Raw genomic sequence first — 14,949 nt, forward strand, 5'->3', positions numbered from 1 at the left:
ATAGCATCACTTTACGATTCAAATTGAAAACGATGTAATTGTGCATATGCACCTTCTTTACCAAGTAAACTTTGGTGATTACCTTGCTCAACGATTTTTCCTTGTTCCATTACAATAATTTTATCTGCATTTTCAATGGTTGATAATCGATGAGCAATAACAATAGAGGTTCTATTTTTTTGTAATGTTTGCAACGCATCCTGAATATGACGTTCAGATTCAGTATCTAAAGCACTGGTTGCTTCATCTAAAATTAAAAAGGGCGCATCACATAATAAAGCTCGGGCAATAGCCACACGCTGCCTTTGACCTCCAGATAACAAAGCACCATTCTCACCAATATTGGTTTGTAAACCTTGCTCCATCTTCTCAGCAAACTCCATCACGTGAGCACTTTTCGCCGCAGCGATAATCTCATTGATACTTGCCTCAGGTTTCCCGTAGGCAATATTGTTAGCCAAACTGTCATTAAATAACACAACATCTTGTGAAACATAGGCAAATTGTTGTCGTAAGTCGTTTAAATAATATTCTTCAATATTCACACCATCGATAAGTATTTCACCTTCACTAGCATCATAAAAACGTAATAACAGTGCACTCGCTGTTGATTTACCACTACCAGATCGCCCTACTAACGCTAAGGTTTCACCGGTATCTAGTTCAAATGAGACGTTTTCAAGCGCCCACTTAGCTGGAGTAAGTGCATTTTTATCAAAATCATAAGCAAAATTAACCGACTTAAAAGCAATTTTACCCTGTGCTTTAGTTAAATGTTTACTACCAGTATCCTTTTCTTTTTCTTGATCTAATACAGAGAAAATACTAACACAAGCAGCCATGCCTCGTTGAAATTCACTATTTACATTAGTTAGCATTTTTAATGGTCTGAGCAACATAACCATGTAAGTAATAATACTCACAAAGCTACCGGCAGAAATACTGTCACGTAAAGTTTCAGAGTTAACAGCATAAAAAACAAAAGCTAAAGCAAATGACGCTATAATTTGGATAACCGGTACACTAGCAGATTTTGCCGCGACTAATTTCATACGCTGATATCGATTTTGGTTATTTATCTGCTGAAATCGCTTAAATTCTTCTGCTTGACCACCAAAAGTTAATACAACTTTATGGCCATTAAAAGTTTGCTCTGCTGCCGTCGTCACTTCCCCCATCGCACCTTGGATATTTTTACTTATTTTACGGAAACGTTTAGAGACTAAATTAACAATAATAGTAATAATTGGCGTGATCAGTATAAAAATAGCCGAAAGTTGCCAGCTGATATAAAACATTAACCCTAGTAATCCTAGAACAAACGCACTTTGTTGCACAATAACCAAGATAGATTTACTCACAGAATTCAAAACTTGCTCGGTGTCATAGGTTAATTTAGAAATTAACCCTCCGGTTGACTCCTTATCATGAAAAGCCACCGGCATTCCCATGATATGCTCAAACAAGCTTTGCTTAAGATCGGTGACCACATTATTTCCTACCCAAGCTAAGCAGTAATTAGCAACAAAGTGAAAAATTCCGCGAAAAACAAAGGCTGCCACAACAAAAACAGGCGCCCATTTCATAAAATCAGGATTACTGCCAGCAAGTCCTTCATCAATTAACGCTTGTAACTTTGACAAAAAGTAAACATCGATAGCTGCGTAACCTAACATACCAATAATAGATACAATAAAACCAAGTTTATAAGGTTTAGCATAACCAAAAAGACGCTTGAAGTTTTGCCTTGTTGTGCCGTTTGTTGAATTTTCCATGGGAGAAGTTATTTCACTATATCTGAAGGATATTATAATGAGCTGATTTTAACGTAGTTTAAGTCAACAACCAACTAATCAAAGCGAATTTGCAAACCAAAACGGCCATAAATCCTCGTGATAAGTATATTGAGTAATACCCTTTTCTGATAAATCTAAAACGATTTGTCCCGAAGTAGCACTATTAAGCATTTCAATATTGTTTGACTGATATCGTTCTACAACCTCAGTAACAGGCATACGCCAACGATTTAAATATCCAGCACTGACAATAGCAAGCTTAGGGTTAACATGACTAATAAAAGCATCGCTTGATGAAGTTTTCGATCCATGATGAGGTACAACTAACACCTCAGCCTGTAATTGTGGATACTGTTCAACAAGTTTACGTTCAACTTTTCTAGAGATATCACCTGTTAATAAAACTCGGTTATTTTTATCTGAAATAAGTAACACGCAAGAATCATCGTTATTATCGCCAACTAAGCTATCAGGCCATAAAAATTCAAACTTTACCTTTTGCCAATAAAATTCTCGTCCTTGTATGCAGTGACTGTTTTTATGAGCGTTACCACTTTCACTGTCAACGTTATAAATAAGCTCTTTAATTGCAATTGACTGCTTTAAAATTGCTAACCCGCCAGCATGATCGTTATCGCTGTGGCTGATAATCACTTTATCTAACTGAGTAATTCCTGAGTATTGCAAATACGGTAAAATCACAGCATCAACCATATTAAAACCACTTTTATATGCTGCACCCGTATCGTATAAAATAGCATTATCATCACGTTTCACTAATATTGATAAACCTTGACCAACATCAAATACAACTAATTGCCAATTATTAAGGCCATCATCTGATTTATCACTCACTTTTAACATGAGTAAGAAGAAGATAGCGCACATCAACGTGATGCTCATAGCTTTAGAAGGAAGTTTTATTGTTGCTTGAAAAAATATTAAAAATACACTTAATATTCCAAACAAAACGATCAAGCTAACATCAAAACTTGATAACCTAATTATCGCCCACGAGACATTTGATAAATAAGTCAAATAGTGCCAAAGAAGCATTATTGACTCTAAACAGATAAATATTACAACCTGAGATAATTCTGGCGAAATCAACATAACAAGCACTGATAATAAGCACAAAGGAATAACGATAACACTCATCCAGGGCACTGCAATAATATTGGCTAATAAAGCAACAAGGGATATTTGTTGAAAAAATATGGCACTAATAGGCATTAAAAATAAGGTTAAACTTAACTGAATAACCACCAGTCCTTTGATAAATAACCACAATTTATTGCCTGATGATAATAAACTTTTAAAGCGCCACAATGTGATAAAAATAATAATAACGGCATACACTGATAACCAAAAACTTGCGGTAAATAAACTAAAAGGCGTTGTTAAGGTGATCATAAACAAAGTAAGTAATAACCAACGTTTGATAGATACTTTTATACCTAATAGTCTTGAGCACCAATAAAGACTAAGCATGACAAGTGCTCGAACTGTTGGTAACGAAAAACCAGCCAAGTAGCCATAACTTAGCGCTGCCACCATACTTAAAGCAATAGCCAAATAGCGACTGTTTATTCTTTGAATCTTGTGACTATTGACAAAGAATCTCAGTGGTAGGTTTTTCATTAAAAACATGAATAAAAAGAATATTCCTGTTGCTACCAATCCAATATGCAAACCTGAAATAGCAATAAGGTGCCCTGTGCCTGTTGCTTGTAAAACCTGCCATAACGCTTGACTTAACTCAGTACGAGAGCCAAAACCTAATGCTAGTAATAAAGGAGACAAATCATGTTTTGGTAATAACTGTTGATAAGAACTAAAACTTTGCTGCCGTACAGAGACTTCATCTATAAGTACCCTGTTGTCTTTATTATTGACAACATAACCTGTCGCACTTATTTGTTTACTATTAAGCCATGTCTGATAACTAAAACTCCCTAAATTAGCTAAACCATGCGCTGGCTTAAATTTAACCTGCAAGCTAACTATTTGACCTTGTTGTAAAGATAACGTTGCATTATTCCAACTTAACCTGAGTTTTAATGCGTTGGTTAATTGGTTATTATTAATGTGAGTTACGTTAATATTAAACCGTATGCGATTTTCAGGTGACAACTTTTTACTTGAAGGATCTGGCAGCTCCCTTAGAGGTGAATGTAAAGTGAGAATATCTCCTTGTACCCACTGTGTTGTACTCGATAAAGCTAAAGCATCTAAATTATTTTTTTGCCATAATTGTTGAAAATTTACGGCATGAAATAACATCCAGCTTGCACCAAAGAGTAAACCTGAGCTTAGTCGAAAGGGTTTAAAAGAAGGATTAATACGTGAAGAGTAATAAAAAAAGGTAATAGATATAAATATAAGTGAAAATAGCACAAAAATATCTGGCACTATTGGTGAGAATAATGAGAATATAGCACCCAGAAAAAAACACGCTAACCACCAGTCCATAGTGAATAAAATACTTCCTGTATCAATTGCTGTGTAATCAATGTATTAACGAATAATCGACGATAAAAACTTGAATCTAATAGTAAGTATATGCCAAAAAAACTAATTAAGCGCATAATGCCAGACAATCAGCGTATCAAAGACAATAAACACTTAAGAATCTTTGGTGCTTTATTGCACAATCCTAACTTATGGCATATGAACCGTCATTCAGTAGCAAAAGCTTTTGCTGTTGGGCTGTTTTTCGCTTTTATTCCAGTACCTTTTCAAATGGTGTTAGCTGCAGGTACAGCCATTATGGTACATTCAAATTTACCACTTTCAGTTGCTTTAGTTTGGTTAACAAACCCGTTCACCATGCCTGCAATCTTTTATTTTTGCTATTCTGTCGGCGCATGGTTAATAAGCGCTCCTGTTCATGATTTTAAGTTTGAAGCAAACTGGCAATGGATAGCAGATAGTTTATCATCAATAGGTCCTGCATTTTTATTGGGCTGTGGCGTATTAGCCATAATTTTTTCTGTGTTAGGCTATTTTGGTATGCAACTCTTATGGCGTTACAGTGCGGTTAAAGCATGGAAAAAACGTAGCAAGAATGAAAAATAACTCAAAAACATCGTAATCCTAAATCAATTCGGGTTACGATGCCGCTAGATAAAATCAAATTATTAACGAGATAACGAACAATTTACTTCGGCTCTGGCCGCGTGATTGAAAAATGCTGATATGCCCTATCGGTAGCAATTCTGCCACGAGGTGTACGCTGTAAGAAGCCTTGTTGAATCAAAAATGGCTCAAGAACATCTTCTATGGTTTCGCGCTCTTCACCAATAGCAGCAGCCACATTATCAAGTCCAACAGGCCCTCCCATAAACTTGTCAATAATCGCATGTAATAGCTTTCTGTCCATAATGTCAAACCCTTCATTATCAACTTCTAACATATCAAGAGCTGATGCCGCGGTTTCTTGATTCACTAGACCATGAGTTTTAATATCAGCATAGTCCCGTACACGACGTAACAATCGATTAGCGATACGAGGTGTACCTCGAGAGCGGCGTGCAACTTCAAAAGCCCCTAGCTCATCAATATCTAAATTTAGAAAATGTGCTGAACGTTTAACAATACTGGTTAAATCTTCAACATTGTAAAACTCTAAACGTTGCACAATACCAAATCTATCTCTTAGTGGCGATGTTAACGCACCGGCTCTAGTGGTAGCACCAATTAAAGTAAAAGGCGGTAAATCTAATTTTATAGAACGAGCAGCAGGCCCTTCCCCAATCATGATATCAAGTTGATAATCTTCCATTGCAGGATAAAGTATTTCCTCAACTACAGGGCTTAATCGATGGATTTCATCAATAAAAAGAATATCATTTTCTTCTAAATTGGTTAACAGTGCCGCTAAATCGCCTGCCTTTTCTAACACAGGGCCAGAAGTGGTTCGAATATTAACGCCCATTTCATTAGCAACAATATTGGCTAAGGTTGTTTTACCTAGACCTGGAGGCCCAAAAATAAGTAAATGATCTAGGGGCTCTTCGCGTTTTTTAGCCGCAGGAATAAAAATTTCCATTTGTGCTTTAACATGAGCTTGCCCAGTATAGTCAGTGAGCATTTTAGGACGAATGGCACGATCAACACCTTCATCTTCAATACTTGCGACAGGCTCAATTAAACGATCTGCTTCTATCATTTTTATTTCCTATGATTACCGACACGCTTTGCGTTGCAATAATTAATATTATTTATGTTAGTAAAGGTTCTGCTTTAGGAGAGTACAGTGGCAGTATGAGTATTTACAACATCGATTTTAAAGAAAGGCGTATAATATCCTCGCTCGACATACCTTCATTATAAACAGCTTTAACAGCTTTATCTGCTTGTACTTGTTTATAACCTAATGAAATAAGAGCATTAATCGCGTCACCTTTATTATTACGGAAGGGATCATTCACAAAAGTATTTTCGGTGGTCAATTGTACTGGCATTGCATCCGTTGCTGGTGTTAACGAAGTGACTTGCCAGTCCTTTAAGCGATCTCGCATTTCAATTAACAAACGTTCAGCTGTTTTTTTACCGACCCCAGGAATTTTAACAATACCAGAGACATCATCATGGGCAACATAACTCACAAATTGATCAGCTGACATTGCTGATAATACCGCTAAGGCTAATTTAGGGCCAACACCATTCACTTTAATTAATAACCGAAAAAGCTTTCGTTCCGTCGTATTAGCGAAACCATACAATAATTGTGCATCTTCACGAACAACAAAATGAGTGTAGATAATCACTTGCTCATGCAATTCAGGTAGTGCATAAATACTTGTCATTGGCATCGTTACTTCGTAACCAACACCTGCACACTCAATGAGAATTTCGGGGGGGAATTTTTCAACTAAAGTACCAGATAAACGACCAATCACAAGATAAACCTAAAGAAAACAATTAATATGATAAAATCATACCACTAGATATTTATACAGTAAACTATTTTAATTCTGATAATATTTTAGTTAGTTTATATTTTCTGATAGTTTAGACTGTGAAGAACCAAAATACAGTGAATACAATTTTTCCTTATCGTTTAACTAAACGAGCAGTTACTAAAAATCAATTATTTACCAACAAGTATTAAGCATACAAATACATTATGAAAAAGACTTCTTTACCCAACAGAAAAATAAACATGGCTATTATTGGCAGTAATTTTATCGTGGATACCTTCTTAACTGCCGCAGTAGAAGTTGAGGAATTTAACTTTTACGCTATATATTCTCGTCAACAAGCGACAGGTGAAGCTAAGGCGTTACAGTATGATTATATAAATGATGGTAAAAAAGTAAAAGTATTTACTGATTTAGCTGTAATGCTTGATGATGACAATATTGACGCTGTATATATTGCGTCTCCAAATAGCTTTCATGCTAAACAAGCTATTCAATGTTTGAACGCCGGAAAACATGTCTTAGGCGAAAAACCGAGTGCATCAAATAGTAAAGAGTTAAGCGAAATATTATCTGCTGCAATAGAAAATAATTGTTGTTTTATGGAAGCATTAATGAGCTTACATCTACCAAACTTTTCATTGGTCAAACAGCATATTTATCGTATTGGAAAGCCGCGTAAATATTTTGGCCAATATTGCCAATACAGTTCAAGATACTCCCTAGCGCTCGACTCTTTAGCAAAAAATATATTAACGCCAGATAAACCAAGTCAAATACCTAATACTTTTTTACCCGAGTTTGCTAACGGCGCATTAATTGATATTGGTATATACCCACTTTATCCTGTTGTCGCTTTATGGGGCGAGCCTGACACTATTTCTGCCCAAGGCGTAAAACTCGAAACAGGAGTAGACGGTGCTGGTGATTTACAACTAAATTATGGAGATAAGATCGCTAATATCAGCTATTCAAAAATAAGTAATGGTGAAAACTTTGTAGAATTTCAAGGCGAATTAGGTCGATTAAGAATTGAATTTGTTGCATTAATGAGTAAAGTTGAACTGTTTTTGAATAATGGCAGTTATGAGTTACTCAGCATGAATAAAGGCACAAATTCAGATAAAGGTGTAATTGAAAATCATCAACCAATGAGTTATGAAATATCACATTTTATTGAATTAGTTCAAGCACATAAACACCTAAATAAACCAGTGAAAACAGTAAATATTGACGCTTTACAATCACCAGTAACCACCTGGGAATTAAGCAGACAGGTAATATCAATTATTGACCAAGCACGAAAGAAAATAGGGGTCATTTACCCTAATGATTAATTCCATTAGTTTATTTAAACTAATGGAATTAACTTAACTAAACTAAACTTAACTAAACTTGGCATTAGTATTAGTTAAGTATTATCTTAATCTTCTTCTCACTGTCTTTTGTGCTTGTCCGGTGAGTTTTGCTAAACTTTCATGGCTATTAGCATGGCATAATGCCACGGCTAATGCATCGGCTGCATCGGCTTGTGGTGTGCCAGGTAACCTAAGAATAGTTTTGACCATATGTTGCACTTGGCTTTTATCGGCAGCTCCTGTGCCAACAACAGCCTGCTTAATTTGCCTTGCGGAGTATTCAGCAATCAATAAATCATGATTAGTTGCTGCAACGATAGCAGCCCCACGAGCTTGTCCTAATTTAAGTGCAGAGTCTGGGTTTTTTGCCATAAAGACTTGTTCAATTGCGAACATATCAGGCTTAAATTGAAGAATTATTTCAGAAACGCCCGCAAAAATAGTTTGTAAGCGTGAGCCAAGATCTTCACCTTGACTAAGCGCTTTAATACAACCACTACCAAGATAGGTAAAACTGCGTCCTTCATAATTAATAACACCGTAGCCTGTAAAGCGCGAACCGGGATCAATACCGAGGATTATTGACATAGTAAATAACGAATCATTAGTTATAAGAACGACCGCCAGTATAACTGGCAATCGCTACTCAATACTATTTATTCGTCATCACTACTCTTTTCAAGCTTTTGGATACCTAACTCAGCTAACTGATCAGGATTAGCATTACCAGGCGCATTAGTTAATGGACAAGCCGCAGTAGTCGTTTTAGGGAACGCCATTACTTCACGAATTGAAGTTGTGCCAGTCATTAACATCACTAAACGATCAAGACCAAAAGCAAGACCAGCATGAGGTGGAGCACCATATTGTAGCGCTTCAAGTAAGAAGCCAAACTTTTCTTGTGCTTCAGCTTCATCAATACCTAAAATTCTAAAAGCAGCTGACTGCATATCTTGCTTATGGATACGTACTGAACCACCACCTAATTCACAGCCATTTAGAACCATGTCGTAAGCATCAGATAAAGCACCTAATGGATTAGCTTCAAGTTGCTCAGGTGTTAAATTCGTTGGTGCAGTAAATGGATGATGAAGCGCATGCATACGACCATCTATTTCTTCAAACATAGGGAAGTCAACAACCCATAATGGTTTCCATTCACCTTCTAATAAATCTAAATCTTCACCGATTTTAAGACGTAATGCACCAAGTGATTCACTTACTACACTATAAGTATCTGCACCAAAGAAAATAATATCACCTGTCGCCGCTTTAGTGCGTTCAAGTAATGCTTTTGCGGCATCCGCTGATAAGAATTTTAATATTGGTGATTGTAAACCTTCAACACCCGTGGATAAGGCAGCATCAATATCATTTACTTTCATCCATGGCATACCTTTAGCGCCATAAATACCAACAAACTTAGTAAGATCATCAATGCCTTTTCTTGAAAACTTCGCCGCTCCACCAGGAACACAAATAACAGCTACACGACCATTTTCATCATTTGCAGGGCCTGAAAACACTTTAAACTCAACGTCTTTGACTAAATCATCAACATCAACTAGCTCTAATGGATTTCGTAAATCTGGTTTATCTGAACCATAACGTGCCATTGCTTCAGAAAATGGCATACGAGGAAAATCACCTAAATCAACATCAAGCATTTCTTTGAATAGTTCACGGATCATTGTTTCAGTGACTTCCATCACCTGATCACTCGACATAAATGACGTTTCAATATCTATTTGTGTAAATTCAGGTTGTCTATCAGCACGTAAATCTTCATCACGGAAACACTTAACGATTTGATAATAACGTTCCATGCCAGACATCATTAACAATTGTTTAAATAATTGTGGTGATTGTGGTAAAGCAAAAAACTTACCTTTATGAGTACGACTTGGTACTAAATAATCACGCGCACCTTCAGGTGTTGCCGCCGTTAAAATAGGTGTTTCTATATCTAAAAAGCCTAAATTTTCTAATGAACTACGTACTTTTGACGTTACTTTTGCACGAAAACGAAGTCGCTCTGTCATTTCAACACGACGTAAATCAAGATAACGGTACTTTAAACGTTGCTCTTCTGAGTTTGTTTGATTTGAGTCTAATGGTAGTGGCGCTGACTTATTTAAAATCGTTAACTCTAAACCTAATACTTCAATAGCACCCGTTTTCATGTCTTTATTTACTTGACCTTCTGGGCGTGCTCTTACTTTACCTTTTAACTGAACACAAAATTCATTACGTAAAGTGTTTGCCGTGGCAAGTACTTCAGGTAAATCTGGATCATAAACTACCTGCACTAATCCTTCACGATCACGAAGATCTAAAAAGATAACAGCACCTAAGTCACGACGACGGTTTACCCAGCCACAAAGAGTGACTTCTTGACCAATATGAGATTCATTAACCTCACCACAATAAAGACTACGCATAGTTTTTGCCTTGATAATAATAGAAACTACTGCTTGCAGGTACATCATGAACAACCCATGAATAACTTAGTGCAAGCTTATAAATGCCGGATATTATAAAGCAATGAATAGTAAAGTCACCCTAACTCAGAGTGATTATTTCATTAACTTAACTGAACAGACATTCAAAAAGGACAGTTATGGCTTTATCCCATGTAAATCGATATTAAAATTCAACTTTGCAGGTTCCTTTGCTTATATATCGAATAAATATCAGTTAAAATAACTCAAACTGTTACAACAATGAAAGCCATGAATACTTCAGACACTAACTTAACCAATACTGATTTAATTTATTCAAACCCACACGCACAAGTAAAAGACTTTGCTTTTGACGCACAAGTTGTGGAAGTTTTCCCCGATATGATTTCGCGTTCTGTGCCGGGCTATAACACAATTATTGACACTATTGGCCGTCTGAGCCAACGCTTTGTACAACAAGACACCTTGATATATGATTTAGGCTGTTCTTTAGGTGCAGCAACATTAGCCATGCGCAAGCGTATAAAAAACACGAAATGTAAAATTATAGCCGTTGATAATTCACCAGCAATGATTGAACGCTGCACAATGCATATTAATGCTTTTAAAGGTGAAACACCCGTCGAAGTGATTGAAGCTAATATACAAGATGTAGAGGTGACTAATGCTTCAATGGTCGTGCTCAATTTTACGCTGCAGTTTGTTGATAAAGCTGATCGTCAAAGCTTAATTAATAATATAGCCGAAGGCATTAATGATGGTGGTATTCTTGTTATTTCAGAAAAAATATCTCATGGTGATTCTGTTATTGATGAGCACTTAATCGATTTACATCATAACTTTAAACGTGCAAATGGCTATAGTGAATTAGAAGTAGCACAAAAGCGTACCGCATTAGAAAACGTGATGCGCACTGACTCAGTAGAGCAACATATTCAACGTTTAAAAGAGGCTGGCTTTAGCCATGTTTCACCTTGGTTTCAGTGTTTTAATTTTATTTCTTTTATTGCAATAAAATAGTTAACCTAACAAATACTTTACCTTATATATTAATTTCTAAATAGAAGTAATCTACAGACAAACACTATGACAAATTTTAGTAACTTTTATCAACAAATTGCGACTAACCGTTTAAGCCATTGGTTAAACACTTTGCCTGCACAGCTTGATCACTGGCAAAAGAACGAACTTCATGGCGAATTTAAACATTGGCAGAAAACGCTAGAAGCCTTACCTAATGGTCAGAGTAACAACGTAGATTTAACCACAAGTGTTACTGTGGGTAGTAAGGGTGATTTAAATCCCGGTGAAGAAAAACGCTTAGAAAACTTAATGAAAAAGTTTAAACCTTGGCGTAAAGGTCCATACCATATTCATGGCCTGCACATAGATACAGAATGGCGTAGCGACTTTAAATGGGATCGATTAGCGGAACATATTGGCGATTTATCAGGTAAGTATGTTTTAGATATAGGTTGTGGCAGCGGCTATCATTTATGGCGAATGCGCGGTGCCGGAGCTAAATTTGTTGTTGGCGTAGATCCCACACAACTCTTTTTAATGCAATTTAATGCTGTACAACATTTCATTCAAGATAAAGCGGTTAACTTATTACCTTTAGGTGTTGAACAATTACCGGAATTAAAATCTTTTGACACTGTTTTTGCCATGGGCGTTTTATATCATCGCCGCTCTCCTATCGATTTCCTTTACCAGTTAAAATCACAATTAGTCAAAGGTGGTGAGCTAGTGCTAGAAACCTTAATTGTAGACGGCGATGAAAATACGGTATTAGTACCTGGTGAACGCTATGCTAAAATGCGCAACGTTTGGTTTTTACCAAGCGCTAAGGCAATGTGCGCATGGTTAGAGCGCTGTGGCTTTAGCAATATTCGAGTTGTAAATACAGATATTACCGCCTTAGATGAGCAACGAAAAACAGAGTGGATAGATACTGAATCATTGTCTGACTTTTTAGACCCAGAAGATAACAGTAAAACAATCGAGGGCTACCCAGCGCCACAAAGGGCTATTTTTATTGCTAATGCTTAATGAACCTAAGATCTCAGGTTCATTATTCTTTCCTACTAAATCCTAGGCTTTCTAAGCTAGTTTTGAGTTTGAGGTTTTAGGTAACTATCAATAATTTTTTGATAGTTACCGTTCGCCTTAATCTCGCTGATGCCATTATCAAAATCTTTCTGCAGTTGCTGATTGCTAAAGCCAGCAACATAATCAATATTTCCGAACAATGGATGAACGACAAATTCGGCATTATAAATATTCTTACTTAAGCCTTCTTTTTTCATTAAAGTGAGTAAATACTTAAAAATATCTATATCAATTACCAGAGCATCAACTCGTTGAGTAAATAATAATGCTACTTGGCTTTTCTGATCAGCTAATTCAACATAACTATTCGACTCTTTGAAAATATCATTGTATTCCTTTCCTAAAAACTTGAGCGCATTTTGAAATCCAGCAACGCGCATACCTGATAAATCTGAAATTTTTGTTATATTGACGTTATTATCTGCCAGTGTCACCACTACATTTCGGTAACTTATATAAGGTTTTGAAAGATATAACCCTAATTCATTTTCTGTCGTTGATAAGGTAATCAAGCCTTGAATATTACGTTTTTTATACACCTCTATATGCCTAGTCATTGGCAAATAAAAAAAGCTTATTTGATAGTGATATTTATCAAGTGCCGCCTGGATAATTTCAATTTGCATACCTTTATCATTCTCAACAAAAATAAAAGGCGGTTTAGATAAGCCGGCAAGCAAGATAATGTGATTATCTTCAGCACAAAATGCATTAGGCTGAATATAGGCAAAAAATAGCATTATAAAAACACTTGTTTTAACTAAAAATTTCAAAACAATTCACTCCTAAATTAATACCTAAATTAATACCCAAATTAATACTTAGCTCACTTCGAAATAAAGACTGATTGATACTATTTATTATTCGCTATAGTATCAATCAGTGTAACATCAATTGGTATATTGTTATTCATGAAAAATCAAGACGGTATGAGAAAGCTATGAATGAAGTTTGGTTGGAAAGACGTTTAAAGAAAGTATCAAAAAGACAACATGATCATCGTGATCCTTTTCAACGAGATCGTGCTAGAATTCTACACTCCGCCGCTTTTAGACGATTACAATCAAAAACTCAGGTCATGGGTAGCGGTCAAAGTGATTTTTATCGCACACGGTTAACTCATTCTCTTGAAGCTGCGCAAATTGGCTCAGGTATTACCGCACAACTTCGCTGTAAATACCCTCAATTATGCCAAACATTATTTCCAGTTACTGATAGCTTAGTGGAAGCCATTTGTTTAGCGCATGATATTGGTCACCCTCCTTTCGGGCATGGCGGTGAAGTAGCATTACATTACATGATGCGAGATCATGGCGGTTTTGAAGGCAATGGACAAACCTTTAGAATTGTTGCTCGTTTAGAGCCTTTTAGCGAACATCATGGTATGAATTTAAGCCGAAGAACGCTATTAGGTTTATTAAAATATCCACAAACATTAGAAAAATTAAGCAACGCCTCTAATCATTCAGTTATTGATAATTTCAGGCAGTTAAAAGCCGGTGAATGGCATCCACCTAAAGGGTTATATTATGATGATGAAGAAATAATTAATTGGCTACTAGCCCCTCTATCAGAAACCGATCGTGAATTATTTCAACAAATAAAAATCCAACAAAAAGGTCATAACAAAACTCGCTTTAAATCACTAGACTGCTCAATTATGGAACTAGCTGATGATATTGCTTATGGTATCCATGATCTTGAAGATGCTATTGTTACAGGGGTTGTTAATCAGAATGACTTTGACACTCATGTTATTCAAAAATTATTGCAATTAGATGACGCTTGGATTTTACAGTATTGCCAATCATTAACGAGCAACCTATTTAGCGAACAACATTATTTACAAAAAGACGCGATTGGTGGCTTAGTCAATTACCTAATAACCGCGATAGAATTAACTGATTTAAATGAACGTTATACTAATGTTAACTTCAAAGAGCCATTATTAAAGTACAATGCGACACTACCTAAAGTGACAATGCAAGTACTACAAATATTCAAAGACTTCGTTTATAACTTTGTTATAAAACAAACGAGTATTCAGCGACTTGAATATAGAGGCCAACAAATAGTGATGGAGCTATTTGAAGCATTATCATCTGATCCATTAAGGTTATTGCCCAAAAATAGTGCTAAACGTTGGCAACAAGCTAAAGATAATGGTGAAAATGAATACCGTGTTATTGCTGATTATATTGCAGGAATGACAGATGACTATGCTACAAGATTGTACCAAACGTTATTCTTCCCTAACGCCAATAGCGGTTATAATTTAAGCTAAGTAAATCACATA

General features: G+C 36.0%; 12 protein-coding genes. 5 read left to right on the forward strand and 7 right to left on the reverse strand.

The window, feature by feature from the left end:
• Window positions 1-11: 11 nt before the first annotated feature.
• Window positions 12-1,775, reverse strand: coding sequence for a lipid A export permease/ATP-binding protein MsbA (gene msbA, locus Q4503_RS08735; RefSeq protein WP_303602025.1), 1,764 nt, complete (start codon window positions 1,773-1,775; stop codon window positions 12-14).
• A gap of 78 nt (window positions 1,776-1,853) precedes the next feature.
• A complete protein-coding gene (locus tag Q4503_RS08740) occupies window positions 1,854-4,268 on the reverse strand; it encodes a DNA internalization-related competence protein ComEC/Rec2 (RefSeq protein ID WP_303602026.1) in 2,415 nt (804 codons plus the stop codon).
• A gap of 90 nt (window positions 4,269-4,358) precedes the next feature.
• Here Q4503_RS08740 and Q4503_RS08745 point away from each other — a divergent pair, with 90 nt between their 5' ends.
• Window positions 4,359-4,874 (forward strand): DUF2062 domain-containing protein, encoded by a 516-nt coding sequence (locus Q4503_RS08745; protein ID WP_215973770.1) that lies wholly within the window; start codon window positions 4,359-4,361, stop codon window positions 4,872-4,874.
• An 82-nt stretch (window positions 4,875-4,956) separates the two neighbouring features.
• On the opposite strand, the gene ruvB is transcribed toward Q4503_RS08745, so the two are convergent.
• Window positions 4,957-5,967 carry a Holliday junction branch migration DNA helicase RuvB gene (gene ruvB, locus Q4503_RS08750; protein WP_215973769.1) on the reverse strand — a complete coding sequence of 337 codons (1,011 nt, stop codon included), beginning with the start codon at window positions 5,965-5,967 and terminating at the stop codon, window positions 4,957-4,959.
• 103 nt (window positions 5,968-6,070) lie between these two features.
• Window positions 6,071-6,700: a Holliday junction branch migration protein RuvA gene (ruvA, locus tag Q4503_RS08755; RefSeq protein WP_215973768.1), complete on the reverse strand. Its 630-nt coding sequence runs from the start codon at window positions 6,698-6,700 to the stop codon at window positions 6,071-6,073.
• 257 nt (window positions 6,701-6,957) lie between these two features.
• On the opposite strand from ruvA, the gene Q4503_RS08760 reads away from it, so the two are divergent.
• Window positions 6,958-8,058 carry a Gfo/Idh/MocA family protein gene (locus Q4503_RS08760; protein ID WP_303602063.1) on the forward strand — a complete coding sequence of 367 codons (1,101 nt, stop codon included), beginning with the start codon at window positions 6,958-6,960 and terminating at the stop codon, window positions 8,056-8,058.
• A gap of 81 nt (window positions 8,059-8,139) precedes the next feature.
• Here Q4503_RS08760 and ruvC read toward each other — a convergent pair whose 3' ends face one another.
• Together ruvC and aspS are read right to left on the reverse strand one after the other, a co-directional pair.
• Window positions 8,140-8,667, reverse strand: a complete 528-nt coding sequence (gene ruvC, locus Q4503_RS08765; protein ID WP_215973767.1) for a crossover junction endodeoxyribonuclease RuvC — start codon at window positions 8,665-8,667, stop codon at window positions 8,140-8,142.
• A gap of 68 nt (window positions 8,668-8,735) precedes the next feature.
• Window positions 8,736-10,520, reverse strand: coding sequence for an aspartate--tRNA ligase (aspS, locus tag Q4503_RS08770; RefSeq protein WP_215973871.1), 1,785 nt, complete (start codon window positions 10,518-10,520; stop codon window positions 8,736-8,738).
• Between the two features lie 291 nt (window positions 10,521-10,811).
• Between aspS and cmoA the strand changes: the two genes are divergently transcribed.
• Both cmoA and cmoB read left to right on the forward strand, forming a co-directional pair.
• A complete protein-coding gene (gene cmoA, locus Q4503_RS08775) occupies window positions 10,812-11,561 on the forward strand; it encodes a carboxy-S-adenosyl-L-methionine synthase CmoA (RefSeq protein ID WP_303602027.1) in 750 nt (249 codons plus the stop codon).
• A gap of 66 nt (window positions 11,562-11,627) precedes the next feature.
• Window positions 11,628-12,593 (forward strand): tRNA 5-methoxyuridine(34)/uridine 5-oxyacetic acid(34) synthase CmoB, encoded by a 966-nt coding sequence (cmoB, locus tag Q4503_RS08780; RefSeq protein ID WP_215973765.1) that lies wholly within the window; start codon window positions 11,628-11,630, stop codon window positions 12,591-12,593.
• 56 nt (window positions 12,594-12,649) lie between these two features.
• Here the strand turns inward: cmoB and Q4503_RS08785 are convergent, their stop codons facing one another.
• A complete protein-coding gene (locus Q4503_RS08785; RefSeq protein ID WP_303602028.1) occupies window positions 12,650-13,426 on the reverse strand; it encodes an ABC transporter substrate-binding protein in 777 nt (258 codons plus the stop codon).
• A 167-nt stretch (window positions 13,427-13,593) separates the two neighbouring features.
• Here Q4503_RS08785 and Q4503_RS08790 point away from each other — a divergent pair, with 167 nt between their 5' ends.
• The gene (locus tag Q4503_RS08790; protein ID WP_303602029.1) at window positions 13,594-14,937 is read left to right on the forward strand and encodes an anti-phage deoxyguanosine triphosphatase; all 1,344 of its coding nucleotides are present in this window, start codon (window positions 13,594-13,596) and stop codon (window positions 14,935-14,937) included.
• Window positions 14,938-14,949 lie beyond the last annotated feature (12 nt).

This window comes from Colwellia sp. 6_MG-2023 (assembly GCF_030547765.1).
Lineage (GTDB): Bacteria > Pseudomonadota > Gammaproteobacteria > Enterobacterales > Alteromonadaceae > Colwellia.